The organism is Tessaracoccus pujii, from assembly GCF_054483895.1.
Genome location: NZ_CM137012.1, coordinates 291,882 through 318,717, shown reverse-complemented (window position 1 = coordinate 318,717; position 26,836 = coordinate 291,882). Strand labels below are relative to the sequence as shown.

At 69.3% G+C, this 26,836-nt stretch carries 23 protein-coding genes and 1 pseudogene; 4 read left to right on the top strand and 20 right to left on the bottom strand.

Going from position 1 to position 26,836, the window contains the following annotated elements:
* Positions 1 to 15: 15 nt before the first annotated feature.
* The 10 genes and pseudogenes from ACX1D0_RS01475 to purU all read right to left on the bottom strand — a co-directional run bounded on the left by ACX1D0_RS01475 (position 16) and on the right by purU (position 11,009).
* On the bottom strand, positions 16 to 627 hold the full coding sequence (locus ACX1D0_RS01475; protein WP_459019143.1) for a hypothetical protein: 612 nt from the start codon (positions 625 to 627) through the stop codon (positions 16 to 18).
* A complete protein-coding gene (locus ACX1D0_RS01470; protein WP_459019142.1) occupies positions 624 to 1,694 on the bottom strand; it encodes an adenosine deaminase in 1,071 nt (356 codons plus the stop codon). Before ACX1D0_RS01470 ends, ACX1D0_RS01475 begins: the two co-directional genes overlap by 4 nt.
* A 97-nt stretch (positions 1,695 to 1,791) precedes the next feature.
* Positions 1,792 to 2,199, bottom strand: a complete 408-nt coding sequence (locus ACX1D0_RS01465) for a cytidine deaminase (RefSeq protein ID WP_459019141.1) — start codon at positions 2,197 to 2,199, stop codon at positions 1,792 to 1,794.
* The gene (locus tag ACX1D0_RS01460) at positions 2,199 to 3,491 is read right to left on the bottom strand and encodes an ABC transporter permease (protein WP_459019140.1); all 1,293 of its coding nucleotides are present in this window, start codon (positions 3,489 to 3,491) and stop codon (positions 2,199 to 2,201) included. The genes ACX1D0_RS01465 and ACX1D0_RS01460 overlap by 1 nt, the downstream gene beginning before the upstream one ends.
* On the bottom strand, positions 3,488 to 4,675 hold the full coding sequence (locus tag ACX1D0_RS01455) for an ABC transporter permease (protein ID WP_459019139.1): 1,188 nt from the start codon (positions 4,673 to 4,675) through the stop codon (positions 3,488 to 3,490). Before ACX1D0_RS01455 ends, ACX1D0_RS01460 begins: the two co-directional genes overlap by 4 nt.
* On the bottom strand, positions 4,672 to 6,225 hold the full coding sequence (locus ACX1D0_RS01450; RefSeq protein WP_459019138.1) for an ABC transporter ATP-binding protein: 1,554 nt from the start codon (positions 6,223 to 6,225) through the stop codon (positions 4,672 to 4,674). Before ACX1D0_RS01450 ends, ACX1D0_RS01455 begins: the two co-directional genes overlap by 4 nt.
* A gap of 129 nt (positions 6,226 to 6,354) precedes the next feature.
* Positions 6,355 to 7,500 carry a BMP family lipoprotein gene (locus tag ACX1D0_RS01445; protein WP_459019137.1) on the bottom strand — a complete coding sequence of 382 codons (1,146 nt, stop codon included), beginning with the start codon at positions 7,498 to 7,500 and terminating at the stop codon, positions 6,355 to 6,357.
* Between the two features lie 113 nt (positions 7,501 to 7,613).
* A complete protein-coding gene (locus ACX1D0_RS01440) occupies positions 7,614 to 8,831 on the bottom strand; it encodes a phosphotransferase (RefSeq protein ID WP_459019136.1) in 1,218 nt (405 codons plus the stop codon).
* Positions 8,774 to 10,164, bottom strand: a pseudogene (locus tag ACX1D0_RS01435) (CNNM domain-containing protein); the annotation flags it as partial. The pseudogene ACX1D0_RS01435 and the gene ACX1D0_RS01440, both read right to left, overlap by 58 nt.
* Positions 10,161 to 11,009 carry a formyltetrahydrofolate deformylase gene (gene purU / locus ACX1D0_RS01430; protein ID WP_459019135.1) on the bottom strand — a complete coding sequence of 283 codons (849 nt, stop codon included), beginning with the start codon at positions 11,007 to 11,009 and terminating at the stop codon, positions 10,161 to 10,163. The pseudogene ACX1D0_RS01435 and the gene purU, both read right to left, overlap by 4 nt.
* Before the next feature lie 134 nt (positions 11,010 to 11,143).
* Here purU and ACX1D0_RS01425 point away from each other — a divergent pair, with 134 nt between their 5' ends.
* Both ACX1D0_RS01425 and ACX1D0_RS01420 read left to right on the top strand, forming a co-directional pair.
* On the top strand, positions 11,144 to 11,494 hold the full coding sequence (locus tag ACX1D0_RS01425) for a DUF485 domain-containing protein (RefSeq protein WP_459019134.1): 351 nt from the start codon (positions 11,144 to 11,146) through the stop codon (positions 11,492 to 11,494).
* The gene (locus ACX1D0_RS01420) at positions 11,491 to 13,098 is read left to right on the top strand and encodes a monocarboxylic acid transporter (protein ID WP_459019133.1); all 1,608 of its coding nucleotides are present in this window, start codon (positions 11,491 to 11,493) and stop codon (positions 13,096 to 13,098) included. The genes ACX1D0_RS01425 and ACX1D0_RS01420 overlap by 4 nt, the downstream gene beginning before the upstream one ends.
* Before the next feature lie 69 nt (positions 13,099 to 13,167).
* On the opposite strand, the gene ACX1D0_RS01415 is transcribed toward ACX1D0_RS01420, so the two are convergent.
* The 7 genes from ACX1D0_RS01415 to ACX1D0_RS01385 all read right to left on the bottom strand — a co-directional run bounded on the left by ACX1D0_RS01415 (position 13,168) and on the right by ACX1D0_RS01385 (position 19,424).
* Positions 13,168 to 14,157 carry a malate dehydrogenase gene (locus ACX1D0_RS01415; RefSeq protein WP_459019132.1) on the bottom strand — a complete coding sequence of 330 codons (990 nt, stop codon included), beginning with the start codon at positions 14,155 to 14,157 and terminating at the stop codon, positions 13,168 to 13,170.
* 85 nt (positions 14,158 to 14,242) lie between these two features.
* Positions 14,243 to 14,884 (bottom strand): vitamin K epoxide reductase family protein, encoded by a 642-nt coding sequence (locus ACX1D0_RS01410; RefSeq protein ID WP_459019131.1) that lies wholly within the window; start codon positions 14,882 to 14,884, stop codon positions 14,243 to 14,245.
* 26 nt (positions 14,885 to 14,910) lie between these two features.
* Positions 14,911 to 15,201: a DUF3017 domain-containing protein gene (locus tag ACX1D0_RS01405; RefSeq protein ID WP_459019130.1), complete on the bottom strand. Its 291-nt coding sequence runs from the start codon at positions 15,199 to 15,201 to the stop codon at positions 14,911 to 14,913.
* Entirely contained in the window at positions 15,191 to 16,045 is an 855-nt protein-coding gene (locus ACX1D0_RS01400) for a bifunctional methylenetetrahydrofolate dehydrogenase/methenyltetrahydrofolate cyclohydrolase (protein WP_459019129.1), read from the bottom strand. The genes ACX1D0_RS01405 and ACX1D0_RS01400 overlap by 11 nt, the downstream gene beginning before the upstream one ends.
* Before the next feature lie 16 nt (positions 16,046 to 16,061).
* Positions 16,062 to 17,639 carry a bifunctional phosphoribosylaminoimidazolecarboxamide formyltransferase/IMP cyclohydrolase gene (gene purH, locus ACX1D0_RS01395; RefSeq protein ID WP_459019128.1) on the bottom strand — a complete coding sequence of 526 codons (1,578 nt, stop codon included), beginning with the start codon at positions 17,637 to 17,639 and terminating at the stop codon, positions 16,062 to 16,064.
* Positions 17,618 to 18,193, bottom strand: a complete 576-nt coding sequence (gene purN, locus ACX1D0_RS01390) for a phosphoribosylglycinamide formyltransferase (RefSeq protein ID WP_459019127.1) — start codon at positions 18,191 to 18,193, stop codon at positions 17,618 to 17,620. The genes purH and purN overlap by 22 nt, the downstream gene beginning before the upstream one ends.
* Positions 18,194 to 18,197: 4 nt before the next feature.
* Positions 18,198 to 19,424 carry a cell division protein PerM gene (locus tag ACX1D0_RS01385; RefSeq protein ID WP_459019126.1) on the bottom strand — a complete coding sequence of 409 codons (1,227 nt, stop codon included), beginning with the start codon at positions 19,422 to 19,424 and terminating at the stop codon, positions 18,198 to 18,200.
* A 95-nt stretch (positions 19,425 to 19,519) separates the two neighbouring features.
* On the opposite strand from ACX1D0_RS01385, the gene ACX1D0_RS01380 reads away from it, so the two are divergent.
* Complete coding sequence (locus ACX1D0_RS01380; protein WP_459019125.1) at positions 19,520 to 21,091, top strand: hypothetical protein; 1,572 nt, start codon at positions 19,520 to 19,522, stop codon at positions 21,089 to 21,091.
* Positions 21,092 to 21,107: 16 nt separating this feature from the next.
* Here ACX1D0_RS01380 and sucD read toward each other — a convergent pair whose 3' ends face one another.
* Complete coding sequence (gene sucD / locus ACX1D0_RS01375; protein ID WP_459019124.1) at positions 21,108 to 22,004, bottom strand: succinate--CoA ligase subunit alpha; 897 nt, start codon at positions 22,002 to 22,004, stop codon at positions 21,108 to 21,110.
* Positions 22,005 to 22,011: 7 nt separating this feature from the next.
* Positions 22,012 to 23,187: an ADP-forming succinate--CoA ligase subunit beta gene (gene sucC / locus ACX1D0_RS01370; protein WP_459019123.1), complete on the bottom strand. Its 1,176-nt coding sequence runs from the start codon at positions 23,185 to 23,187 to the stop codon at positions 22,012 to 22,014.
* A gap of 167 nt (positions 23,188 to 23,354) precedes the next feature.
* On the opposite strand from sucC, the gene ACX1D0_RS01365 reads away from it, so the two are divergent.
* A complete protein-coding gene (locus tag ACX1D0_RS01365) occupies positions 23,355 to 24,374 on the top strand; it encodes a M23 family metallopeptidase (protein ID WP_459019122.1) in 1,020 nt (339 codons plus the stop codon).
* A gap of 3 nt (positions 24,375 to 24,377) precedes the next feature.
* Here the strand turns inward: ACX1D0_RS01365 and pcrA are convergent, their stop codons facing one another.
* Positions 24,378 to 26,798, bottom strand: coding sequence for a DNA helicase PcrA (pcrA, locus tag ACX1D0_RS01360; RefSeq protein ID WP_459019121.1), 2,421 nt, complete (start codon positions 26,796 to 26,798; stop codon positions 24,378 to 24,380).
* Between the last annotated feature and the right edge of the window lie 38 nt (positions 26,799 to 26,836).

Below are 26,836 nucleotides of genomic sequence, written 5' to 3'. Positions count from 1 at the left end.
TCCGATGGATCCGGGTCAGGGCCGGGTCATCGTGACGGTCCGGTACCTCTGCGTGAATCCCGCCGCGACGGCGGCGGCGAGCGCCTCCACGTCGGTGGAGTCGATGTCCAGCGCCCAACCACGGGTCAGCGGCACCGCGCCGGGCCTCCCGGCAGGGTCCGCGTCGGCGGTGAGGACGACGGTCGTGTGGCGCACCCGCAGGTCCATCTCCGCGAAGGCGGCGACGGGGCCGTCCGCGACACAGCGGACGCGGGCAGGCGCGCCCGACCAGCCCTCCACGGCCGCCAGGGCCTCATCGAGTGGCATACCCGGGTCACCGATCGCGAGCGTCACCGCGTCGGTGAGCCACCACCCGCCCAGACGGGCACGCCTGGCGGCGGGGCGCATTCGCTGGAGTGCGCGCTCCACATCGTCGGGACGCGACACCGGCAGCACCGTGCGCTCGGGCACGGTGCGGATCGACTCTGCTTCCGCCCGCGAAACCCACACCGCGGGACGGTCCTCCGGCAGGAGCACCAGCCACTGGTCGTTGGCGGCAAGAAGGTGCCCCACGACGTCGCCCACCGCCCCCTCGCTCACGCGGCGCAGGCTCACCCGGGCCGCGCCTGCCGGCACCTCGACGATCACCGGGCAGCGGCGTAGGCCGGGGCGATGACCTCGGTCACGATCCGCTCCCGCTCATCGTGCGGAAGGAACGCGGCGCGCATGGCGTTGACGGTGACGCGTTCGACGTCGTGCAAGGTCCAGCCGAAGGTGTCGCTGAGCAACGCGAACTCCCGCGACATCGTGGTGGCGCTCATGAGCCGGTTGTCGCAGTTGACGGTGAGATTGAAGTCGAGGCGGTGCAGGAGGTCGACGGGGTGCTGGGCGAGCGTCGTCGCGATGCCGGTCTGCAGGTTCGACGACGGCGACACCTCCAGGGCGATCCGGGCGTCGCGCACATAGGCTGCGAGCCGGCCGAGGCGGGCGCCGTCGTCGGTCACCTCGATGTCCTCCACGATGCGCACGCCGTGCCCCAGCCGCGCCGCGCCACAGACCTGGACGGCCTCCCAGATGGACGGGAGCCCGTACGCCTCACCGGCGTGGATGGTGAAGAACATGTTGTGCTGCTTGAGGTGACGGAACGCCTCTGCGAACCTCGACGGTGGGAAGCCGTCCTCGGCGCCGGCGATGTCGAAGCCGCAGACCGAGTCGTCGCGGTAGGCCAGCGCCACGTCCGCGACGTCGGTGGAGGGTTCGGTGTGTCGCATGGACGTGAGCATCTGACGCGCCACGATGGGCCGACCGGCGCCCGAGGCCACCGCCATCCCTGAGGCAAGCCCATCCCTGACCGCCTCGACGACGTCCTCCAGGGACAGCCCCTGCTGCTGGTGCTGCCGCGGTGCGTAGCGCGCCTCGGCGTAGACCACTCCGTCCGCAGCCTGGTCGACGACGAATTCGTGCGCCACCCTGGACAGCTGCTCGGGTGTCTGCATCGCGGCCACGGTGTGCTCGAAGGTCTCGAGGTAGCGCACCAGTGACCCGGAATCAGCGGCGTCGAAGAACCACTGACGCAGCGTGTCGGGCTCCGCAGCGGGAAGCTCGTGTCCATTGGCCGCGCAGTGCTCGATCACGGTCTCGGGACGGAGCCCACCGTCGAGGTGATCGTGGAGCGCCACCTTGGGCAGCGGGCGCAGTTGGTCGATGGCGAGCATGGCGCACACGCTACCCGGTCCCACAGACCCCTTGTCATGCGCTCACGTAGGGCGACGGCGACAAGCCAGGGAGGCGACGGCGACGCGGAGCGTCGAGTCAGGATGGCGGCGACGCGACGGCGTCGAGATCCTCCGGGCCGAAGGCCTGGGGCAGCATGTCGGCCAGTGTGAGGACGCCAGCGGGCGTCTCCATCACCAGGCCGCGACCGCCGTGCTCGTACAACAACTGCCTGCAGCGGCCGCACGGTGTGATCACGTCCCCGACGCCGTTGACGCAGGTGAACGCCAGCAGGCGACCTCCCCCGCCGGCAACCAGGTCCGAGATCAGGCCGCATTCCGCGCAGAGCGTCACGCCGTAGGCCGCGTTCTCGACGTTGCAGCCGCTGACCACGCGACCGTCGTCCACCAGAGCGGCCGCGCCGACGCGATAGCGCGAGTACGGCGCGTACGCCCTGCCCGCGACGTCGATGGCCACGGCGCGCAGCGCCTCCCAGTCCACCGGCATCAGTGGGTCTTCACGAAGTGCGCACCGTCTGCCGCCGGGGCCCGGACGCGACCCACCAGCCCCGCCACCGCGATGATGGTGGCCAGGTACGGCAGCATTTCGATGAAGTCGCTCGGGATGGGCAGCTGCATCAGCTTCGTCGTCTGCGCGAGCGCTCTGGCGAAGCCGAAGAACAGCGCCATCAAGGCGGCGAGCACGGGATTCCATCGCCCCATGATGACCGCGGCCAGCGCGATGAAGCCGTTGCCCGCGGTGGGGTTGTTGTCCTGGAAGGCGCCCACGGACCCGATCGTGAAGTAGGCGCCGCCGAGACCCGCGAACAGGCCGCCGAGCAGCACCGCGGAGGTCTTGGTCCACAAGACATTGATGCCGACGGTGTCCGCCGCGTGCGGATGCTCGCCCACGGAGCGCACACGAAGCCCCCAGATGGTGCGGAACAGCAGGAACCACACCACGGGCACGGCCAGCAGACCGAGGTAGGTCAAGGGCTTCTGGGTGAACAGGATGGGGCCGAGGAACGGGATGGATTCGAGGCCTGGGATGCGCAGCATCTGCATGGGCTGCACTGTGCTGAAGGCGGCCATGTCCTTGACGACGAGCTGCTGGTAGATGAATCCGGTAAGGCCGGCGGCCAGCAGGTTGATCACCACGCCGATGATGACGTGGTCCACGAGATATCGGAGGGTGAAGAGCGCCAACACGCCGGCCATCAGCGTGCCGGCGAGTGCCGCGGCGAAGAGCGCCGCCACGAACGACTGCGTGATCGAGAACGTCAGCGAGGCCGAGAACGCGGCCGTGAGGAACATTCCCTCGATCGCGATGTTGACGACGCCCGCGCGCTCGGCGAGCACCCCGCTCAGCACACCGAAGAGCAGCGGCGTTGCGTACTCCAGCGTCAGGTTCAGCTGGCTGGTGAGCGTGAACGGCAGGGTCGAGCTGGCCGCGGCCCACACGATGAACCCCACCAGGACACCCGCACCGGCCAGCGCTCCGGCCACCGTGCGGATCCTGTGGCTGAGCCGCCCGGAGATGAAGCCGATGCCTGCGCCGAGCACGAGCAGAGCGCACAACAGGACCGTCGCGGTGCCCGGCAACTCGAGGGTTGGCAGCTTGACGTCTGCGAAGGCGTCCGAGAGGGCGATCCGGCCGGACTTGTCCACCGTGAGCGCCATCCACAGCAGGAGGACGCCGACGACCGTGATGAGCACGCCGGTGGAGATCCGCTGGGCGCGCTTCTCAGGGGACTCGACGATGACCCTCTCCACCGTCGTGGGAATGATGTCGACGCTCACGGGTGAGCCACCTTTACGGTCGGGACGGATTCGTGCTTGACCTTGCGCTCCCTGAGGAACGGCAGGAGCCACACGACGAACGCGGGGGCGGCCACGAACAGGACGATCAACGCCTGGATGAGGTCGGTGAGCCTGTCGGGGGTGTCCGCCATCGTCACCATGGTGCGCCGCGACGCCTTCAGGGCGCCGAACAGCAGGCCGGCGAGCACCACGCCGAGTGGGCGGGACCGGCCGAGCAGCGCGACGGTGATGGCGTCGAACCCGAGGGTGCCGATGATGGTGCCCGTCATCTGGGGCGGGAAGCCGGTGAGGAGCTCAGGCGCCGTGACCACCAGAACGCCCGCGAGGCCCGCGAGCCCGCCGGCCAGGCCCATGGTCAGGACGGTCACGGTGGAGACGCTGGCGCCGGCGGTGGCCGCGGCATGGGGATTGAGCCCGACCGCCTTGAGGTGGATGCCGAACTTCGTCCGCTCCAGCAGCCACCAGACCGCAATGGCGGCGATCAGTGCCAGGAGGAAGCCCACGTGGAGGCGGGTGCCGTCGATCCGGGGCATGGTGGCCGTCCATGCGAGTACCGGGGAGATGGGATCCGCCCGCCCGGGCGCCTGGAAGGCCTTCTGCAGCATGAAGAACGCCAGCAGGTTCACCGCGACGTAGTTCATCATGATGGTCACGATCACCTCGTGGGCGCCGGTGCGCGCCTTCAGAAGGCCGACGATCCCTCCCCACACCGCGCCCGCCAACAGGCCGACGACGATGACGAAGGGAAGGTGGATCGCCAGGGGTAGACCCTTGACCGTGAATCCGACGAAGGCTCCGGTGAGGGCCGCGACCATGGCCTGCCCCTGGGCCCCGATGTTGAACAGGCCGGCGCGGAACGCGACGGCGACGCCGAGGCCTGCGCAGATCAGGGGGGCGGCTTCGGCCGTGGTGTTGGTGATGGCCACCCAGGAGCCCATGGAACCGATCCACATGGCGTGCAGCGTGGAGGCCACCTTGTCCCAGCTGGCCGACAGCGCGTCTCCCGGCGAGGCGAAGAAGTAAGCCCATGTCGCGGCGATCTCGACGTCCGTGAACACCATCACGACGGAGCTGACCAGGAAGGCCAGGACCAGCGAGGCCAGGGTGATCATCAGCGTCGACACCCACTCGGGACGCCTCCTGGCGGGCTGGACTTCGGTCATGCTCGGGCTCCCTCGATGGTGGCGACGGCTTCGTCGTGCGGGATGCCGGCCATCATGAGTCCCAGCACGTCACGGGGGGTGTCCGGCGTGACGACGCCGACGATCCGGCCGCGGTACATCACGGCGATCCGGTCCGCCAGGGATTCGACCTCGTCCAACTCTGTGGAGACGATCAGCACCGCTGTCCCCCGATCCCGCTCCTCGACGATCCGGCTGTGCAGGAACTCGATGGCACCGACGTCGACGCCGCGCGTGGGCTGGCTGGCGATCAGCAGCGTCAGGGGCCGCGACAGTTCGCGCGCCAGGACCACCTTCTGCTGGTTTCCGCCGGAGAGGGACCTGACCTCCTGCTCGTGGCCGCCGCCTCCCCGGATGTCGAACTCCTTGATCCGGGCGTGCGCGTTCGCCGTGATCTTCTTGAGGTCCAGTGCGCCGAATTTCGAGTGGGCGTCGAGGTTGTTGAGGACCAGGTTCTGCGCGATGGAGAACTCGCCGACGAACCCGTGACGGTGCCGGTCCTCCGGCACATAGCCGAGGCCCGCCTTGATGGTGTCCGCGGGTTTGCTGTGCGTGATGTCCACGCCGTCGAGCGTGACGCGCCCGGAGAGCGGCCTCATCGTGCCCAGGAGGGTCTCCACGAGCTCGGTCTGCCCGTTGCCCTGGACCCCGGCGATGCACACGATCTCCCCGCCCCGCACCGTGAGGGACAGGCCGTCGACGGCGACCGCCCCCGACGGGCTGGCCACGGTCAGGTCCTCGATGATCAGGCGCTCGGCCCCGGGCTCCGCCGCCTTCTTGTGCACGGTGAGATCGACGGCCCGGCCCACCATCATCGAGGCCAACTCGGCCTCGGAAGTGCCGGGCTCTGCCCGACCCACCACCCTGCCGCGGCGGATCACCGTGATGTCGTCTGCCACCTCGAGGACTTCGCGCAGCTTGTGGGTGATGAAGATGATGGCGCGGCCCTCGTCGCGCAAGGTGCGCATGACGGCCATCAGCTCGGTGATCTCCTGGGGGGTGAGGACAGCGGTGGGCTCGTCGAAGATGAGATAGGCGGCGTCGTTGGCGAGCGCCTTGAGGATCTCAACCCGCTGTTGGATGCCGACGGGGAGGTCCTCCACGAGCGCGTCGGGGTCGACGTCGAGGTTGTAGCGGGTGCTGAGCTCGCGGACGAGGTCGCGAGCCGCCGCGATGTCCAACAGGCCGGCCCGGCCCGGCTCGTGCCCGAGCACCATGTTCTCAGCGACGCTGAACACGGGGATGAGCATGAAGTGCTGGTGGACCATGCCGATGCCCGCGGCCATGGCCTGCTTGGGATTGGTCAGTCTGAGCTGGGTGTCGCCGAGCCGGATCTCACCCTCGTCGGGTTGGAGCAGCCCGAACAGGATGTTCATCAGCGTGGACTTGCCTGCGCCGTTCTCGCCCAGCAGGCAGTGGATCCGTCCCGGTACCGCATCGATGCTGATGGCGTCGTTGGCGGTGAGTGAGCCGAACCGCTTGGTGATCCCGTGCAGGGACAGCACCGGGGCCTGCTGCGTGGTAGTCGTCACTGACTGCTCCTCCTTCGCCTCCATCGGCGTGACAGAAAGCGTAGCGGGTGGGGTGTGGACACCTGCGAAACCGACGGGAGGGGCGCCGAAGCGCCCCTCCCGCAGTACCGCTCGGCTAGCCGCCCAGAATCACTTGGGCTGGCTCGGCGAGGTGATGGTGATCGCGCCGCTGATGATGTCGGCCTTGATGGCCTCGAGCTCCGCCTTCAACTCGTCCGAGATCTTGGACTCGAAGTCGTGGAACGGGGCCAGCGAGACGCCGTCGTTCTCGAGGGTGCCCACGTAGGGATCCGAGGAGAAGGTGCCCTCCATGGATGCCTTGATGGCCTCGAAAACCGCCACGTCCATGCCCTTCTCGACGGAGGTCATGATCTGCGGGCCGAACTCGGCGGCGGACTCGTAGCCGTCGGTGTCCACCCAGATGGCGTTGACCTTGCCAGCGGACTCCTTGGCGGCCTGCAGCGCGCCGAGGCCGGCCGGGCCGGCGACGGGCAGGATGATGTCGGCGCCCTGTGCGATCAGGGTGCTGGCGGTGTTCTTGCCGCCCGGGATGTCACCGAACGGGTTGTTGCCGCCGACGAACTGGCCGTCCTGCTTGGCCTCGTCCCAGCCGATCAGCGTGACGTCTCCGCCCTTCTGCTCGTTGTAGTAGGAGATCCCCTGCGCGAAGCCGTCCATGAAGATGCTCACGGTGGGGTACTTGGCGCCACCGAAGGTGCCGACGGTGCCGGTCTCGGTCATGCCGGCTGCGAGGTAGCCGGCCATGAAGGCGGGCTGGGCGGTGTTGAAGATGAGGCCCTTGGCGTTGTCCACGCCCTCGAAGGACGAGTTGTCCACGATGGCGAAGTCCACATCGGGATTCTGCTTGGCCGCGGCCTCGGTGGCGTTGGCGAGCGCGAAGCCCACGGTGACGATGACGTTGCAGTTGGCGTCGATCATCGACTGCACGTTGCCGGCGTACTCGGCCTCGGCGTTCGACTCGATCTGCTTGGTCTGGATGCCGAGCTCATCCTTGGCGCGCATCATGCCGTTGTACGCGGTCTCGTTGAAGGACTTGTCATCGAAACCACCCGCGTCGGAGACCATGCACGCGGTGAAATCGGCGTTCTCGGCCGGGGCCGAGGAGGCCGCGGACTCCGAAGCGCTGGCCGATGCCGAAGCGGTGTCGGTGGCCTCAGCGGTCTGGGTGGTGGCGCTCGGCGGCTGGGCGCAGCCGGCCAGAGCGAGAGCCGACGCCGCGGACAGCGCCACGAGGCTCAACAGGGGCTTCTTCACGAAGGATCCTCCTTGACGGATGATGGGTAGGCAGAAATCGACCCTACAGCCCGCGTATGGGCTGCCACGAACCAATAACTTGATCGTTATAAAGACGCAACAATGGGGAAGGGTCAGTCCGGTGCGACCTGACGCACCAGCGCCCCTGCGGAGCGCACCATGGCCACCGTCTGCTGCCGCCAGTCCACCTCCTGGCTCCGGTACGGCCCTGTGGCCAGGGAGATGACCACCGCCGCCGCGCGGAGCCTCAACTCGACGGGGTCCACCCGTCGATCGAAGACCGGCACCCACCGCGCCAGCAGGTCGCGCACCTTGGCCTCCTGCGGCGCCGTCATGCGCTGGATGGTGGACAGGTGGCCGATGAGGCACGCCAGGTCGTCTGCGCGGCGGCCGGGCCCGATGGTGTCGACGTCGAGGATGCCCACGACGCGGCCGTCGGCCACCCGCAACTGACCCTCATGGAAGTCGCCGTGCGTGGGCTCGTCGCCGAGCGGGAACGCTGCGAGTCCACTCGCGATCCGAGACGTCAGCCCGCTGAGTTCCTCCTCGAGCTCTGGCAGGGTGGCCGTCACCATGGCGGAGTAGTGCGCCACGGCCTCCGCCCAGGGGGGACGGCGCTCCAGCGTGGCCACGGAGGCGGGCATGGCATCCAGGAGCGCGACGAGTTCCTCCGGCGTGCATGGATCGCCGGGCTCGAACAGGGCCCGCGCGAGGGCGGTGCCCGGGAGTTCACGGAGGACGAGGAGGTGGTCCGCGGTGGCCAGCGCCACCTCCGGCGCGGGTACGCCGGCGCGGCGCAGCATCACGTGCTTGGCGTGGATGTCGGCGAAGACCCGCTCCCGCAGCACCTTGACGTAGAACACCTCCCGGGGATCGGAGACCACCACCTTGACCACAGCGCGACGGCGGGGCCGGTAGCCCACCATGGTGAGGGTGAGCTGATCGGGGCGCACAGGCCCAGCGAGCACGCCGCCGTCGTTGAGGGTCTCGGCCATGCTGTCGGGGAAGGCTGCGCGCGGAAGTCCCAGGAGGTCGGGGTCCTGCGGATACACCCACACCGCGACGCGGCGGTGTCCGTCGTCGAAGATCTCGGCCCGGGCGTCTGAGGGCAGGAGGTCTCCGGTGCGGGCGCTGACCCCGAGGAGTTCGGTCCGGTCCCCGTGGGGCCACCGGACGGTGGCCAGGTACGTGGCCGTCGTGGAGTGCTCGGGGGCCGCGTCGACGTGCTCGAGGGTCCAGGTGAGCAGTTCGCCGCCCTGATGCTCGACGGCGGCGCGGAGAAGGGGTTCGACGCGGGGGCCGGTGAGGAGCCGCAGCCCGTCGTCAGGCATCGGTCCCCTGGTCCGGGAGCGGATCGCGCCTGAGGGCGAACCAGGCGGCCCGGCGGCCGTCCATCTGGGTGGCTTCGAGGACGAAACTGCCCGGAGGCCCGTCGTGGCCGTGATCCGGAGGCAGGACGAACGAGGCGGTGTCTCCCAGCTTGGGCAGCTCCCCGAGGGTCGCCATGAAGAAGCCCGCCACGGTGTCGTAGGGGCCCTCGGGGATCACGAACCCCGTGAGCTCCGCGAACTCCTCGATGGTGGTGAGACCGTCCATCTCGTCGATCTGGCGCAGGGAGGGGTCGGCGGGGACGTCGTATTCGTCCGTGATGTCCCCGATCAGCTCCTCCATGAGGTCCTCGAGCGTCACGATGCCGGCGGTGCCGCCGTACTCGTCGCGCACGATGGCCAGGTGCGACCTGGCGCTGCGCATGGCGGTGAGCGCGCGGAGGATCTTGACGGTGTCCGGGAGGAACAGAACCTCGCGGGCGATGGTGGCGACGTCGCTGTCGCGGGCGGTGTCCTCGATGTCCATGAGGTCACGCACGTGGATGAACCCGACGATGCGGTCCGGTGAGCCGTCCGTGACGGGGTAGCGGGAGTGGGGGGCCCCGCGGACCTCCCGGTAGGCCAGCGCGATGGGCATGTCTCCCGGAAGGAAGTCCACCTCGGTACGGGGCACCATCACCTCCCGCAACGAGCGCTCGCCCGCGTCGAAGACCTCGTCCACGATGCGGCGCTCCTCCTTGCCGAGCGTGGCCGAGCTCACCACCATGGCGCGGATCTCCTCGTCGGTGACAGCATCGCGCGACAGCTTGGGGTCGCCACCCAGTATGCGCACGAGGGCGTTGGTGGAGAGGCCGAGGAACCAGATGATGGGGCGGGTCAGCGTGGCGATCCCGGACACCAAGGGCGCCAGGGCGAGGGCGAACGTCTCGGCGCGCTGCATCGCGAGCCGTTTGGCGGTCAACTCGCCCACCACGATGGAGAAGTAGGAGATCACCACTGTCACCAGGACCAGCGACAGGGTGCCGGCCACCGACCCGGCCACACCCCACCGGACGAAGGTCACGGCGAGGGCGTCTGCGATGGTCGCGCCACCGAACGCGGCCGACAGGAAGCCCGACAGTGTGACACCGATCTGGACCGCCGAGAGGAACCGGTTGGGGTTGCCCGTCAGCCGCTCGATGGCGCGGCCGCGCTTTCCCTTGCCGGCCAACTGCCTGACCTGGCTCTCGCGCAGGGTGATCAGGGCCATCTCGGCCGCCGCGAACGTGCCCCCGATGATGATGAAGAGGGCGATCAGGGATATGTCGGTCAGCACGCGGCTGGGCTCCTCGGTCAGCGGAAGATGACGGTGCGGTCACCGTCGGCCAGGACGCGGTGCTCGGCGACGAGCCGCACCGCCTCGGCCAGGGTCTGCGACTCCTGGGCCTGGCCCTTGCGCACCAGCTTGGCCACATCCATGGTGTGGTCCACGCGCACCACGTTCTGCTCGATGATGGGTCCCTCGTCGAGGTCTCCGGTGACGAAGTGGGCGGTGGCACCGATCAGCTTCACCCCGCGGGTGTGCGCCTGCCGGTACGGGTTGGCGCCCTTGAAGCCCGGCAGGAACGAGTGGTGGATGTTGACCGCCCGGCCCGCAAGGAATGTGCACAGCTCCGGGCTCAGGATCTGCATGTAGCGCGCCAGGACGACCAGCTCGACGCCTTCCTCCTCGACGAGGCGGCGCACCTCCTGCTCGAACTGCGGTTTCGTCTCCGCGGTGACGGCCCTGTGCGTGAACGGGACGCCGAAGAACTCGGCCATGGGCGCCAGGACGTCGTGGTTGGCCATGATCCCCACCACCTCGATGGGGAGGTCCCCCGCGCGCCACCGGAACAACAGGTCGTTGACCACGTGCCCCGCCTTGGACGCCAGGATCAGGGTTCGCACGGGCCTGGCGGCGTCGTCGACGCGGAACCGCGCGCCCAGATCCGCGGCCGCGGACGAGACGGCGGCGGTGAGCGCCTCCGGGTCCGCGCCGTGCACCTCGATCCGGGTGAAGAAGTGGCCCGTGTCCGGTGAGGAGAACTGCTGCAGCTCCGTGATGTTGCCGTGAGCCGCGACGATGCCGCCCGTGATCGCGTGCACGATGCCGGGCCGGTCTGGGCAGTCGAGCGTGACGACGAGCTGGTGCATGGGCGCCATGCTAGCGGGTCACCATCGGGCTGTGATTTTGGGCGATGACGCACCTGAACCGTTGACTCGTTACTCTGCGATCGCGCAACGACGCGTGGCTCAACCTGATGCAACGACGCACAGACCAGAGGAGACGCCCATCCATGCATGACAGCACACCCGACGTCCCAGCCGGTGAGATCCCGGCCGAGGACTTCCACCGAGTCCAGCGCTCGCCGGAGTTCGCCCACCTGAAGCGGACATTCCGGTCCTTCGCCTTCCCGATGACCGCAGTGTTCCTGGTGTGGTACTTCGCCTATGTCCTCGGCTCCATCTTCGCCAAGGACCTGATGATGACCAGCGTGGCCGGCAACCTCACCGTCGGCATCCTGTTCGGCCTCGGCCAGTTCGTCAGCACCTTCCTGATCACCTGGCTCTACATTCGGCACTCGGTCAAGAACGTGGACCCCCTGGCCAAGGCACTTCGTGAAGATCTGGAGGCGAGCGCGCGATGACACTCCTGGAGACCCAACAACTCGGCAATCCGATCATCAACATCGCCATCTTCGCCGCGTTCGTCGTGTTCACCATGGCGGTGGTGATCCGGGTGACCCGCGGCGGAAAGAAGAAGGCGGGCGACTTCTACACCGGAGGCGCCCAGTTCGACGGCCGGCAGAACGGCTTCGCCATCGCCGGTGACTACCTGTCCGCCGCCTCGTTCCTCGGCATCGTCGGTGCGGTGGCCCTCTACGGCTACGACGGCCTGCTCTACTCCGTCGGCTTCCTGGTTGCGTGGCTGGTGGCCCTCCTTCTGGTGGCCGAGCCGCTGCGCAACACAGGCAAGTACACGATGGCCGACGTGCTGAGCTTCCGCATGCGGCAGAAGCCGGTGCGCCTGGCCGCTGCCACCTCGACCCTGGCCGTGTCGTTCTTCTACCTGCTCGCGCAGATGGCCGGCGCCGGCGCGCTGGTGTCGCTGCTGCTGGGCATCGCCTCGCCCCTCGGCCAGAACATCGTCATCGCCATCGTCGGCCTCCTCATGGTCGGCTACGTGCTGATCGGCGGCATGAAGGGCACCACCTGGGTGCAGATGATCAAGGCGGTGCTGCTCATCCTGGGCGCCGGGGCCATGACCATCTGGGTCCTGGCGTTCGCCGGATTCAACCTGTCGACCCTGCTGGGCGAGGCGATCGCGACGTCCGCGGCTGACGGGTCCACCGTCGATCTGCTCGCGCCCATGCAGCGCTACAAGGATCCCCTGGCACTCATCTCGATGGGCCTGGCCCTCGTGCTGGGCGCCTCGGGCCTCCCACACGTCCTGATGCGCTTCTACACCGTCCCCACTGCAAGCGAGGCCCGCCGCTCGGTGACCTGGGCCATCGGCCTCATCGGCGCCTTCTACCTGTTCACCATGGTGCTGGGCTACGGGGCCGCGTGGCTCGTCGGGCCGAAGGCCATCTCGGAGATGCCCGGGGGGGCGAACGCGGCCGCCCCGGCGCTCGCGTACGAGCTCGGCGGAACCGTGCTGATGGCCGTCATCGCGGGGGTGGCCTTCGCGACCATCCTCGCCGTCGTGGCGGGGCTCACCATCACCGCGTCCGCGTCCTTCGCCCACGACATCTACAACTCGGTGCTCAAGGACGGCAAGGCCGACCCCGCCAAGGAGGTGCGGGTTGCCCGCATCACATCGGTGACCATCGGACTGGTGGCCATCGTGGGCGGCATCGTGGCCAACGGCCAGAACGTGGCGTTCCTGGTGGCGCTGGCGTTCGCGGTGGCAGCCTCGGCCAACCTTCCCTCGATCCTGTTCTCCCTCTACTGGAGGAGGTTCTCCACCGCCGGCGCGGTCTGGTCGATCTTCGGTGGGCTGATCACGGCAGTGACGCTGATCGTGTTCTCGCCCGCGGTGTCCGGCCTGCCCACGTCGATGTTCCCGAACGCCGACTTCGCCTGGTTCCCGATCGACAGCCCGGCCATCGTGTCGGTTCCGATGGGCTTCTTCCTCGGCTGGCTGGGCTCGGTCGTCAAGCCCGACGGACCGGAGGTGGCGGACCGGGCCGCGGAGATGGAGGTCCGCTCCATGACCGGCGCCGGCGCCGAGGGCGCGATCGACCACTGATCCCCCTCCGCACGCGCCAGAGGCCCGCCCCGACGATGGGGCGGGCCTCTGCGGCTGTCCGGGCTGAACTCAGATGAGGCCGAGTTCGGTGACCGCGTTGCGCTCGTCGACCAACTCGGCGACCGAGGCGTCGATCCTGCCGCGCGAGAAGTCGTTCAGCTCGAGGCCCTGGACGATCTCGTACTTGCCGTCCTTGACCGTGCACGGGAACGACGAGATGAGGCCCTCGGGGACACCGTAGGACCCATCGGAGGGGACGGCCATGGACACCCAGTCACCCTCCGGGGTGCCCAGCACCCAGTCGCGCATGTGCTCGACGGTGGCGTTGGCTGCCGAGGCGGCCGACGACAGGCCGCGGGCCTCGATGATCGCCGCTCCGCGCTTCGCGACAGTGGGGATGAAGGTGTTCTCCAGCCACTCCTGGTCCCCCACCAGCTCAGCAGCGTTCTGGCCGCCGACCTTGGCGTTGAACAGGTCCGGGTACTGCGTAGCGGAGTGGTTGCCCCAGATGGTCATGTGCGTGATCTCATCGACTGGACGGCCAACCTTGGCCGACAGCTGCGACAGGGCCCGGTTGTGGTCCAGCCGGGTCAGCGCGTTGAAGCGCTCGGCGGGGATGTCCGGGGCGTTGCGCTGCGCGATGAGCGCGTTGGTGTTGGCCGGGTTGCCGGTGACGAGGACCTTGACGTCGTCCGCCGCGGCGGAATTGAGCGCCTTCCCCTGGGCCGTGAAGATGGCACCGTTGGCCGACAGCAGGTCACCGCGCTCCATCCCCGCCTTGCGGGGCATGGCGCCCACGAGCATCGCCAGGTTCACGCCCTCGAAGACCTTGTTGGGATCGTCGCCGATCTCGATGTTGACCAGGTTGCCGAACGCGCAGTCCTGGAGCTCCATGACCACACCCTCAAGGGCCTTGAGCGCAGGGGTGATCTCGAGCAGGCGCAACTCGATGGGGGTGTCGCCAAGCAGCGACCCGCTGGCGATGCGGAACAACAGGCTGTAACAGATCTGGCCTGCGGCGCCGGTGACGGCGATCTTGACGGGAGCAGCAGTGCTCACTTCGTTTCCTCTCGTGACGTGCAATATCCACTGACGGCATTGACTCTACCGGTGCAGCGACCCGCCTCGCCGGGGGGGCCGGGACTCAGATGATGCGGAACACCCAGTGCGCGATCTCGATGAACACGACGGCTGCGAGCCACACCATGAGGGTGATCGCCAGCCAGCCGCCCTTCGCGAAAGCCAACGCCTTCGCCTGCGCCGAAGGTGGGAGGAGCAGGTTGCCCTCCAGGATGTTCCAGTGCGTCATGGAGGTGAAGACGAAGGTGGTGGACAAGGTGACGAGGATGCACCAGGGGCACAGCGCGCCGATGACGAAGGTGGACTGGAACAGCAGCCAGTAGGCGAAGATGACGCCCAGGAAATAGACCACGTTGGCGGTGAACATGAACCAGCGCGGGAACCGGGTGCCCGCCAGGGACGCGACCGCGATGGTCATCACGACCGGCTCGGCGATGAGACCGAGGAACGCGTTGGGGAACCCGAACACATTGGCCTGCGGGGTGGAGCCCACCGCCACGCAGTCGAAGATGGCGTTGATGGAACAGCTGAGCACCACCTCCGGATTCTTCGCGATGAGGATGGCGTCGTAGGACAGCACGAACGAGGCGATCAGGCTGAGCGTGGCGAAGACCAGCATCTCCAGGAAGAGGATGGTGCGCGAGCGTGGACTGGGACCCTCGAAGGAGTCTGGCATGGCGTCCTCGAGGGTGGCGGTCTCCTGCATGGGCACCATCGTAACCGGGCCGCTCATTACGACGGTGGCACGACGAACGCCACCACGATGATCCCGATGCCGATGGCGGCCATGACTGTCACGTCGATCCATCGCCGACGCACGGCGAGAAGCCCGGCCGTCCCGCGCGGCAGCGCCAGGCGCAGCAGGGCGCCGAGCAGGAGCGCGCCGCCGATCATCAGAGCCCCCCTGCGCCAGTGCCCGAAGGCCGCGTAGGCCACGCCGGCGCTCACTGCGGACAGCACCACCAGCAACGGCCACGGATTGCTCGGGTAGGAGTCCGCGGGCTTGTCCGGCCTATCCGGCATACAGCGCTTCCGCCCGGTCCACCACGTTGCTGAGCAGCATCGCCCGCGTCATGGGGCCGACCCCGCCAGGATTGGGCGTCACCCACGACGCCTTCTCCCAGACATCGGGCGCGAGGTCCCCCACGGTGCGACCGTCGACCCGGCTGACGCCCACATCCACGAGGACCGCGCCCTCGCGGATCATGTCGGCGGTGATCATGCCCGGCACGCCGGCGGCGGCCACCACCACGTCCGCCGCCCGGGTGTGGGAGGCGAGGTCCCTGGTGCCGGTGTGGCACAGGGTCACCGTCGAGTTCTCGCTACGTCTGGTGAGGATGAGGCCCAGCGGCCGGCCCACGGTGATGCCGCGACCCACGACACACACCTCCGCGCCGCGGAGCTCCACGCCGTGCCTGCGCAGGAGTTCGACGATGCCCCGGGGGGTGCACGGCAGGGTGGCCGGCTCGTTGAGCACCAGGCGGCCGAGGTTGATGGGATGCAGACCGTCGGCGTCCTTGTCCGGGTCGATGAGGGTGAGCGCCCAGTTCTCGTCCAGATGCTTCGGGATGGGCAGCTGCACGATGTACCCCGTCACCGCCTCGTCGGCGTTGAGCGAGCTGATGGCCTCCTCCAGCTGCGCGGCCGTGGCGTCGGCCGGGAGTTGCACCCGGATGGAGGCGATGCCCACCTCCTCGCAGTCGCGGTGCTTCATCTTCACGTAGCTCTGGCTGGCCGGATCCTCGCCCACCAGCACCGTGGCCAGCCCGGGCACCACGCCGCGGCCCCGCAGCACGGCGACGCGCTGCGCCAGCTCGGCCTTGATGGCGGCGGCCGTGGCCTTACCGTCGAGTCTCTGAGCGGTCACTGGGGCCTCCTGGTGGTCAGTGGAAGAAGTGGCGGGTGCCGGTGAAGTACATCGTCACCCCGGCCGCGGCGACGGCGTCGATGACCTCCTGGTCCCGCACGGAGCCGCCGGGCTGGACGATGGCCTTCACTCCCGCGTCCAGCAACACCTGCACCCCGTCGGCGAAGGGGAAGAAGGCGTCGGAGGCCGCCACCGACCCCGCGGCCCGCTCACCGGCCCGGCTGACGGCCAGGTGACAGGAGTCCACCCGGTTGACCTGGCCCATGCCGACGCCGACGGAGGCACCTCCGGCGGCCAGCAGGATGGCGTTGGACTTGGCGGAGCGCACGGCCCGCCACGCGAACTCGAGCTCGGCCAGGGTCGCCTCGTCCGCAGGTTTCCCCGCGGCGAGCGTCCAGGCCGAGGGCGCGTCGCCCGGCGCGTCGATGGCGTCGGCCTGCTGCAGCAGCAGGCCCCCGTCGATCTCGCGCAGCCCCATGCCGGAGTTGTCGGCGTCCTGCGCCAGCAGGATGCGCAGGTTCTTCTTCGCGGCGAGCACGTCGACGGCGCCCTCCTCGTAGCCGGGCGCGACGATGACCTCGGTGAACACCTCGGCGACCTGCCTGGCCATCTGCACGCTCACCGGCCGGTTAGCGGCGATGACGCCGCCGAACGCGGACACCGGGTCGCACTCGTGGGCCAGGCGGTGAGCCTCCGCCACGTCCGTACCCACCGCGATGCCGCAGGGGTTGGCGTGCTTGATGATGGCGACGGCGGGGTCTGCGAAGTCGTAGGCCGCGCGGCGCGCGGCGTCGGCGTCGACGTAATTGTTGTAGCTCATCTCCTTGCCGTGCAGCTGCGTGGCGTCCGCGAGCCCGTCGGTGCCGTCCCCGTTGCGGTAGACCGCCGCCTTCTGGTGGGAGTTCTCGCCGTAACGCAGGTCCGCGACCTTGTGCCACGTGGCGCCCACCCAGGACGGGAAGCCCGAGCCGCCGGAGGTGTCGGTCAGCACGTTGCCCATCCAGGAAGCCACGGCCACGTCGTAGGTGGCGGTGTGCACGAACGCGGCCGCCGCCAGCTGCTTGCGCTGCTGGAGGGTGAACCCGCCCGCTGCCAGGGCGGCGCGCAGCATCGGGTACTGCTCGGCGGAGGTGATCACCGCGACGCTCTGGTGGTTCTTGGCCGCGGCCCGCACCATGGTGGGGCCGCCGATGTCGATCTGCTCGACGCACTCGTCCTCGGAGGCGCCGGACGCGACCGTCGCGGCGAAGGGGTACAGGTTGGTGATCACGAGGTCGAAGGGCGCCACGCCCAGCTCGTCGAGCTGGCTGCGGTGAGTCTCCAGGCGTCGATCGGCGAGAATGCCGGCGTGCACGTGGGGATGCAGCGTCTTGACGCGGCCGTCGAGGCACTCCGGGAATCCGGTGACCTGTTCCACGGGCGTCACCGCGACCCCCGCGTCCGCCAGTGTGCGGGCGGTGGAGCCTGTGGACACGATCTCCAGGCCCGCGGTCTGAAGCTGACGACCCAGGTCCACCAACCCGGTCTTGTCGTACACGGAGACCAACGCTCGGCGCAGCGGGATCTGATCGGTCACTGGTTCTCCTTCGTCCATGCGGCCACAGCCTCCACCAGGAGGCGCCGCTCGACCACCTTGATGCGTTCGTGAAGCGAGTCCACATCGTCCCCGGGCAGCACGTCGACCGCGCGCTGCAGCAGGATCCTACCGGTGTCCACCCCGGCGTCGACGAGGATGACAGTGGCCCCGGAGACCTTGACACCGGCCCGCAGCGCGTCGCGCGGCCCGTGGATGCCGGGGAAGCTGGGCAGGAGGGCCGGGTGGGTGTTGATGGTGCGGCCGCCGAAGCGTGACAGGAACGCCGGGCCGAGCAGCTTCATGAATCCGGCGGAGGCCACCAGATCCGGGTCGAAGGAGCCGACGAGCTCAGCCAGTTCCGCGTCCCACGCACCCCTGTCCGCGCCCCGGGCGAGAGGATGGGCGAGCGCGGGAATGCCGCGCTGACGGGCCCGCTCCAGGCCGTAGGCGTCGGGCTGGTCCGAGATCACCGCGACCACCTCCGCATCCACCGCGCCGGCGTCGACGGCGTCCAGAAGCGCCTGGCACAGCGTGCCGGAGCCGGAGAGCAGGACGACGACGTGGGTGGTCACGCGCTCATCCTAGGGGGCGTCGGATCAGCCCGACGATCAACCCCGTCGTCATGCCCGAGAGCCCAAGGATGGTGGGCGCGAAGATCGCCAGCTCCCCCACGCGCGCCCCGACCTCGACCAGTCTCTCCGCCCCCAGGCCCCCCGAGCCGAGGGCAGCCGCGACGGTCACCGCCGCGCCCGCCGTCACGCCGGAGAGGCCGCCCACCAGCGCCGTCTGATCGAAACGCGCGCGAGGCCTCGCCCAGGCCACCGCCAGCGCGGCCACGGCCCCCGCGAGCACGCCCACCAGGAGCCACCAGAACGCGACGGGTGAGCCCTCCGAGCCGACCGGCACCAGCCCGAAGGCGGGGATGGCCGGCAGGAGCCCGACGTCGGTGGTGGAGAGACTGATGAGGGATCCGTCGCCGACGGTCACGCCCGCACCCAGCATCCACGAGGCCGCCATCGCCACGAGGTTGGGCAGGTAGAGGAGGTGCAGGGCCGTAAGCAGCACGATCCCGACCGGCCCGGCGTCGAGGCCCTCGGCGATCGCGGTGATGGTGTCGCGGCCGCGGACCAGTGCCACGACCAGGACCACGGACGCGCCGACGAGCACCGTCAGCACCGCGCCGCCCAGCGCTTTCGGGACGGCCCGCAGCCACTCCGGCCAGTCCACCGAAGGGTCGTGGCCCACGCCGCGCGACGCTCCCCAGAGCCCGGACACCGTGCCCACCACCAGGCCCCCGACGACGGCGCGCAATGAGCCGGCGCCGACCGACGCGGCGAGGATGATGACCGCCGAGGCGTACACACCGGCGAAGGTGCCCCCCACGCGGAGGACGATCGCCTCGGTATCGGCCCAGATCCGGCCGGTGTCATCGGGCAGCGCCTGGGCCTGAGCCGCCTGCCTGGCGGCCAGCGAGGCGACGGGGAGGGCCAGGAAGACCAGCGCGGCGGTGAGGCCGAGGGGGGCCAGGGAGACGGTCATCCCCCCGATCTCGGTCGGCGCCCCGTGCGCCAACACGAGCACCTTGGTCGAGATATCGAGCGCTCCGGCGATCTGCGCGTCGGGGGAGGTGAGCCACCCCAGCACCGCGAGCGCGCTCAGCACCAGCCACCCGGCGAGGAGCACCGCAACGGGCCCGAGGACCGCGGGCACGTACCACGGCCAGGGCCACTGCCTGGGTGACGACGGCTGTGTGGCGTCGACGTCGATCGCGACCGTGCGGTGGGTCGGCGTCCGTTTCGCCATGCGCGTGTCCCCCTCTACTTCGTCGCCCGCCTTTGCCCGCGGCGGTAGTGTGGCCCCACGAAACCCGCAGTGGAACACCGATGGGAGGTGACCCGATGTCAGAAGACGAGCAGCGCCGGCCCCGGAGGGCCCTACCCTCCGACGAGGACACCTCCCCCCCGCCGGACATGGACGATACCTCAGGCGACGACATCTTCCGGCCGCGACGCGGCTCCGGAGAGGATCGCGCCGCGGCACTCGGAGAGACCCCCATCCCCGCCCCGGTCTTCCCGCGCTCGGCCGGCGAGTTCGCCGAGAGCCCCGGGCCCGCCCCGCGTCGCTCCGCCTTGTCCTCGCAGACCCCGGTCGAGGCTGAGGGGCCCGCGGTGGCCACCACACCGGTCCCGCTCCCCACAGGGCTCACGACATGGCTGCTGGGCGGCCTCGTCGGGGCCCTAGTGGTGGGTCTCATGGCCTTCTTCATCACCCGCGGCGCGCAGCCCACGGACCCCGCCAGCGCCTCGCCCTCCCCCAGCGCCAGCGCGTCGGCGAGCCCGAGCCCGACGGTCGCGGCGGGGGTCGAGGAACTCCTCACCGGGGAGGACCTCACCGGCGTCGCCCCCGCGGCCTCGTGGGCCATCACGCACACGAGCACCGAAGCCGCGGAACACGAGGGCCGCGTGGCGTGCCTCAGCACGGAGGCCGAGGAACAGAACCCCACTTCCTCCCTTCAACGCACGCTCGCCACCTCCGACGCGGACCAACTGGCCGCGTTGCACCGCATCGAGACCTATGCCTCGCCGGCCGCGGCGCAGCAGGTGTTCACCAACCGGACCGGAGCCCTCGCCGGCTGCAGCGAGATCCCCGCGCGCATCGCCCGGGCCAGCACCGTCGAGGGGATGGGCGACGAGGCGTTCCAGATCACCATCGCCTTCGAGAACGAGCAGGCCCAGTTCCACACGGTGCTGCTGACCCGGGTGGGTGCTACGGTCCAGATCCTGGACCTGGCCCGCAGCACCGCCGTTGAGGCCAATCTGCTGGCCGAGGCGCTGATCCGCCCCCAGGCCACCCTGTGCGAGCTCGAGGGCGCCACCTGCGCCGCCGCACCCACCACCACGCCTGCCGTGGTCCCGCCCGTGGAGCCGCTCGGATGGCTCATCCCGGCGGACCTGCCGCGCATCCGCGCCGGCGCTGGGCGCTGGACCGCGTCCACGCCTTCGGATCTGACCAGTGCGGGGATGGGGTGCGAGAACATGACCCTGGCCACCGAGCCCGGCCCCACCGAACGTCGTCAGGCTACCTACCTACTGACCCAGGACGATCAGGCGCCCGGCACGTTCGGCCTCGATGAGCTGCGCTTCACCTTCGCCGACGCCGCCGCCGCCTCCGCCTTCGCGGCCAAGCTCGGCACCGCGATCGCCTCCTGCAAGGACCGCGTCAACACCGCCACAGTGAGCGAACTCCCCGGCGTGACCGGGACCGGTGAGGCGGGCCTGGCGGTGTCGTCGCGGATCTTCGCGCTCACCCAGGCGACTGCGGACCGGCCGGTGCCGTATCAGCTCATCGTCAGCGTCGCAGGACCCACAGTTGCGTACAGCATCGCGACCATCACGGACACCTACCGGTTCACCGATTCCCAGCTGGCGGAGTTGGCGCTGCGGATCCCGGTGCGCGCCAGCCAGGGCTGACGGCGGGGCGGACGCGTCAGACCAGGCTGTGCCGCAGTCGGGCGATGGCGTCGCGCGCCAGCGCTGCGGTGAGTGAGGGCGTCTCCCCCACCAGCACTCCAGCGGCCTCCATGGCCTCCTTCTTGGCGGCGGCCGTGCCGGACGAGCCGGTGATGATGGCGCCCGCGTGACCCATGGTCCTGCCGGGGGGCGCCGTGAATCCGGCCACGTACCCCACCACCGGCTTGGTGATGTGGTCAGCGATGTAGGCGGCCGCGCGCTCCTCGGCGTCCCCGCCGATCTCGCCGATCATGACGATGAGGTCCGTCTCCGGATCCTCCTCGAAGGCCTGCAGCACGTCGATGTGCCGCGTGCCGACCACGGGGTCCCCGCCGATGCCGACGGCGGTGGAGAACCCGTGGTCACGCAGTTCGTACATCATCTGATAGGTCAGCGTGCCGGACTTCGACACCAGCCCGATCCGCCCCGGACCGGAGATGTGGGCGGGGATGATGCCCACATTGGACCGTCCGGGCGAGATCAGCCCGGGACAGTTGGGGCCGATGATCCGGGTGCCGGACTCCCTGGCCGCCGCCTGGAACTCGATGGCATCGTGAACGGGGATGCCCTCGGTGATCACGACACAGAGGCCGATCTCGGACTCGACGGCCTCCAGGACGGCCGCCTTGGCGTACTGCGGGGGCACAAACACCACGGACACGTCCGCGTGCGTGGCGGCGACAGCCTCCACCATGGACCCGAACACCGGTACCGGATCCTCCTCGAAGAGGACGGCCTCGCCGGCCTTGCCCGGAGTCACGCCACCGACGATGCGGGTGCCGGACATGATCATGCGCTGCGTGTGCTTGCGCCCCTCCTTGCCGGTCATGCCCTGCACCAGGACGCGCGACGAGTGGTTGATGAAGATCGACATCAGGCCCTCAGTTCCCTTCGGCGGCGAAGCGGGCGGCGGCCCGCGCGGCCTCGTCCATGGTGTTCTTGACGGTGATCAACGGATGATTCGCCTCGGCGAGGATGGCCTTGCCCACGTCCACCGAGTTTCCGTCGAGGCGGACCACGATGGGCAGGCGGGCTTCGTCGCCCAGCATGTCCAGGGCGTGCACGATGCCGTTGGCCACGTCGCTGCACGCCGTGATGCCACCGAAGATGTTGACGAAGACGCTCTTGACCTGCGGGTCGCTCATGATGATGCGCAGGCCGTTGGCCATGACGGTGGCCGATGCACCGCCTCCGATGTCGAGGAAGTTCGCGGGGCGCGGGGCGCCTGGCAGTTCCTCGCCGGCCGCGGCGACGACGTCGAGGCTGCTCATCACGAGGCCGGCACCGTTGCCGATGACGCCGACGCTGCCGTCGAGCTTGACGTAGTTGAGGTCCAACAGGCGCGCCTGCCGCTCGAGATCCACGTCCCCTGTGCTCTCCTCGTACTGCGCGCGCTCCGGATGCCGGAAGTCCGCATTGCTGTCCAGGGTGACCTTGGCGTCCAGCGCGATGATGCGCCCGTCGCCGGTCCTGACGAGTGGATTGATCTCCACGAGGGTGGCGTCGGCTTCCTTGAACACACGCCACAGCAGCATCAGGACTTCCGAGACTGGGGCGTGGTCCTCAGGAAGGAAGCCCGCCTCCGAGACGATCCGCTGAGCCACCGCCGACGAGATCCCCTGGACGGGGTCCAGTTCCATCTTCACCAAGGCCTCGGGACGCTCCACCGCCAGCGTCTCGATGTCCATGCCGCCCTCGATGCTGCACATCGCGAGGAACCCGCCGGAGGCTCGGTCCAGCAGGATGGAGAAGTAGAACTCCTCGGCGATGTCCGCGCCGGGGCTGAGCATCACGGTGTCCACGGTGTGTCCCTTGATGTCCAGACCGAGGATTTCGCCGGCCGTCCTGGCTACGGCGTCCGCGCCGCGGGCCAGTTTCACCCCGCCGGCCTTGCCGCGGCCTCCTGTCCGCACCTGCGCCTTGACCACCACGAGGTCCGATCCCAGCTCGGCGTAGGCGGCCACGGCCTCCTCGGGGGTGGTGGCGGTGCGCCCCGGCAGGACGGGCACGCCGTAGCGTTCGAACAGGTCGCGCGCTTGATACTCGAGGAGATCCACGGTGGTCCTTCGGTTGGGTCGTTCAAACGCCGCCAGACTATCTGGCGGATGAGAGGAGGGGAAGTGCCCGGCGGACCACTCCGACCCCGATTTTGAGAGATTCCTGAGAACTGTTAAGGTTTCGACTCGGAAGCCTTCAGGGGAGCAATTCAGGCACGAGGAGCCAGGTGAACGACGACACCACAGCGGCACACGCCCGCCGCGCGGCAGAACTCATCGACGACGTCGTCGAGATCGATGCCCACCCCGCCCGTCGCTCCACCTCCCCCCGCAGCTTCGCCTTCAGCCGGCGCATCGTCGCGCTGGGCGTCGCCGCAACCCTGTCCGTGGGCGCGCTGTTCGCCTTCGCCTTCACCTCGCGCGGCGGGGACGTCGACGCCGCCGGCGAGTCCATGGATGCTGCAGTACCGGCCGCGGCCGCCTCGGCAGCCGCGATGGGGTTCGCCGACCGCTCGCAGGAGGTCAGCCGCTCAGCCGTCCGCTCCAACCTCAGCGAAGCCGTCGCCGACGAGAACGCCAAGGCGCGCGCAGCTCAGCTCGGCGCCTCTGTCGAGTCCGCCACCCAGGCCGAGTGGATGACCAACTCGACAGAGCGCCAGCGCCTCATGGATGAGGACATGCAGCTGGTCGCCGCCCAGAGCGCCAAGCTCAAGAAGGAAGCCGAAGAGGCCGCCCGCCGCCTGGAGGAGGCCAAGAAGGCCGCCGCAGCCGCAGCGGCTGCTGGAGCCGCCAAGGCAAAGCTCACGTCGGAGGACGTGACGAACCTGACCAGCAAGGGCGGCTCGATGCCCGTCAAGTCCAACTACCGCGTCGGGGCCGGCTTCGGCGCCACCGGAAGCTGGTCGCGCTACCACACCGGCCAGGACTTCCCGGCCCCCGTCGGTACCCCCATCTACGCCGTCGCCTCCGGTGTCGTGCTCAGCCCCACCGCCGGCGGCTGGGCGGGCATCAACGTCGTCATCCAGCACAGCAACGGTGGCTCCACCCTGTACGCCCACATGAGCCGGAAGGCTGTGAGAGCTGGCCAGACCGTGCGTCCCGGCCAGCTCATCGGCTACGTAGGCACCACGGGCCGCTCGTTCGGCGCGCACCTGCACCTCGAGTACTACAAGCCGGGCGTGACCCCCGGAGACGTGTACTCGGCCTCCAACCCGATGAGCTTCCTGCGCTCCCTCGGCGTCGGCTGAGGCCTACAGCTTCTCCATCGGGGCGTGCTTGAGGCTGAGCCTCTTCGTCCCGGCGGAACCGAAGTCCACGTCCACCTTGGTGGCCTCCCCTGCGCCGTGCACGGCGATCACGGTGCCCAGGCCGAAGCTGGCGTGCAGCACCCGGTCGTCGGCGGCCACGCTCATGACGGTCCGCACTGCCCCACTGCCCGAGCCGAAGCTCTGCATCGACGCCGTCGTCTGACGGTTGCGCGTGGCGGCCGAGCTCGCCCACGTCGTGGTCGCGGCGGCGGTCCGACGCCAGTCGAGCACGTGAGCGGGGACCTCGTCGAAGAACCGCGACGGCGGGTTGTACTGCGGAGAGCCGAAGATGACGCGCACCTGCGAGCGGCTCAGATAGAGCCTCTTCCTCGCCCGGGTGATGCCCACGTAGGCCAGGCGCCGCTCCTCCTCCAACTCGGACGGGTCGGTCAACGCCCTCATGTGGGGGAACATGCCCTCCTCCATGCCCGTGAGGAACACCGTGTCGAACTCCAGGCCCTTGGCGGTGTGCAGCGTCATCAGCGTGACCACACCCTTGCCGTCCTCGTGGTCCGGCACCTGGTCCGAGTCCGCCACCAGCGCGATGCGCTCCAGGAAGGCGGGCAGCGAGTCGTCCGGCTCCGGCATGCCTGCCACGAGACCGGACTCGACGGCGTCGTCGTCCAGGTCGATGGTGTTGGCCGCCGCGACGAATTCGGCCGCCACGGACACCAGCTCGATGAGGTTCTCGATGCGCGTGGTGTCCTGCGGGTCCGTGGACGCCTCCAGTTCGGGCAGGTAACCGGACTCCTTGAGGATCGACGTGAGCACCTCGTCGGCCGGTCTGCCCTGGGCCACCATGGCCCGATGCAGGTTCATGAGGTCCACGAAACTCTGGATCTGCTTCACTGAGCGCGAGGCGAGGCCCGGCGCCTCGGCCGCCCGCTGCAGGGCGTCGAAGAAGCCGATCCGCTCCCCCGTCGCCAGCGTCCCGACGGCGGCCACCGCACGGTCACCGATGCCGCGCCTGGGCACGTTGAGGATCCGCCGCACGGACACGTCGTCGGCCGGGTTCACCAGTGCCCTCAGGTAGGAGATGGCGTCGCGGATCTCGCGACGCTCGTAGAAGCGCACGCCCCCCACCACCTTGTACGGCATGCCGACGCGGATGAACACCTCCTCGAACGCGCGGGACTGCGCGTTGGTGCGGTAGAAGATCGCCGTGTCGCCGTACTGGGAGAGACCCGCGTCGCTCAGCCTGTCGATCTCGTCCGCGACGAACTGCGCCTCGTCGGTCTCGCTGTCGGCCACCCAGCCCACCACCAGTTCACCTTCACCCAGGGTGGACCAGAGCTGCTTCTCCCGGCGGCCCTCGTTGCGGGAGATCACGGCATTGGCGGCCGTCAGGACGTTCTGCGTGGAACGGTAGTTCTGGTCCAGCACCACGGTGCGGGCGCCCGGGAAGTCGTGCTCGAAGTCCAGGATGTTGCGGATGGTGGCGCCACGGAACGCGTAGATGGACTGATCCGAGTCCCCCACCACCATCAACTCTGCGGGCTCCACCAGGGGCGAGCCGGCCAGGACCCCCCCGACGTCGCCGGCGCACAGCTCCCGCACCAGCGCGTACTGCGCATGGTTGGTGTCCTGGTACTCGTCGACCAGGACGTGCCGGAACCTGCGGCGGTACTTCTCGCGCACGTCCGGGAACGCCTGGAACAGGTGCACGGCCGTCATGATCAGGTCGTCAAAGTCCAGGGCATTGGCGGCCACGAGGCGCGACTGGTAATCGGCGTAGGCGGCCGCATACACCTTCTGCGGCGGGGAGACCGCCTCCCGCGCCGCGCGCTCGAAATCGATGAGTTCGTTCTTGAAGGTGCTCACGGCGTTCATCACCGCACGCACGGGGTAGCGCTTGGGGTCGATCTCCTGGTCCCGGCATACCAGCGACATCAGCCGCTTGGAGTCCGTGTCGTCGTAGATCGAGAAGCTCTTGGTGATCCCGAAGCGGTCGATCTCCTGGCGCAGGATCCGGACGCAGGCCGAGTGGAAGGTGGAGACCCACATCAGTTTTGCCCGGTTGCCCACCAGATCCACCACACGTTCGCGCATCTCTGCCGCCGCCTTGTTGGTGAAGGTGATCGCCAGGATGGCGCCGGGATGGACGTCTCGCTGAGACACCAGATGGGCGATGCGCCGCGTCAACACCCTGGTCTTGCCCGACCCTGCGCCGGCCACCACGAGGACAGGTGAGCCCGCGTGCAGCACCGCCTCCCGCTGAGGCGGGTTGAGCCCCTCCAGCAGGTGTTCCTCGGTCACCGTCCGGGCCGACGCGCGACGCTCGGGACGCGCCTCGTCGGAGCGCGCGCGCGGCGATTCGTCCGGCTGGAACGCGGCGAACAGGTCGGGAAACAGTGAGTCACTCATGTCGGGGGCCAAGACTACCGTCCGCACTGCGGCCACCC

Bases quoted from the DNA above. Each gene is read 5' to 3' on its own strand.
- ACX1D0_RS01470 (WP_459019142.1), bottom strand. From the start codon at position 1,694: ATGCTCGCCATCGACCAACTGCGCCCGCTGCCCAAGGTGGCGCTCCAC.
- ACX1D0_RS01465 (WP_459019141.1), bottom strand. From the start codon at position 2,199: ATGCCGGTGGACTGGGAGGCGCTGCGCGCCGTGGCCATCGACGTCGCG.
- ACX1D0_RS01455 (WP_459019139.1), bottom strand. From the start codon at position 4,675: ATGACCGAAGTCCAGCCCGCCAGGAGGCGTCCCGAGTGGGTGTCGACG.
- ACX1D0_RS01440 (WP_459019136.1), bottom strand. From the start codon at position 8,831: ATGCCTGACGACGGGCTGCGGCTCCTCACCGGCCCCCGCGTCGAACCC.
- purU (WP_459019135.1), bottom strand. From the start codon at position 11,009: ATGGCGCCCATGCACCAGCTCGTCGTCACGCTCGACTGCCCAGACCGG.
- ACX1D0_RS01425 (WP_459019134.1), top strand. From the start codon at position 11,144: ATGCATGACAGCACACCCGACGTCCCAGCCGGTGAGATCCCGGCCGAG.
- ACX1D0_RS01420 (WP_459019133.1), top strand. From the start codon at position 11,491: ATGACACTCCTGGAGACCCAACAACTCGGCAATCCGATCATCAACATC.
- ACX1D0_RS01410 (WP_459019131.1), bottom strand. From the start codon at position 14,884: ATGCAGGAGACCGCCACCCTCGAGGACGCCATGCCAGACTCCTTCGAG.
- ACX1D0_RS01405 (WP_459019130.1), bottom strand. From the start codon at position 15,201: ATGCCGGATAGGCCGGACAAGCCCGCGGACTCCTACCCGAGCAATCCG.
- purH (WP_459019128.1), bottom strand. From the start codon at position 17,639: ATGGACGAAGGAGAACCAGTGACCGATCAGATCCCGCTGCGCCGAGCG.
- ACX1D0_RS01385 (WP_459019126.1), bottom strand. From the start codon at position 19,424: ATGGCGAAACGGACGCCGACCCACCGCACGGTCGCGATCGACGTCGAC.
- ACX1D0_RS01380 (WP_459019125.1), top strand. From the start codon at position 19,520: ATGTCAGAAGACGAGCAGCGCCGGCCCCGGAGGGCCCTACCCTCCGAC.
- sucD (WP_459019124.1), bottom strand. From the start codon at position 22,004: ATGTCGATCTTCATCAACCACTCGTCGCGCGTCCTGGTGCAGGGCATG.
- pcrA (WP_459019121.1), bottom strand. From the start codon at position 26,798: ATGAGTGACTCACTGTTTCCCGACCTGTTCGCCGCGTTCCAGCCGGAC.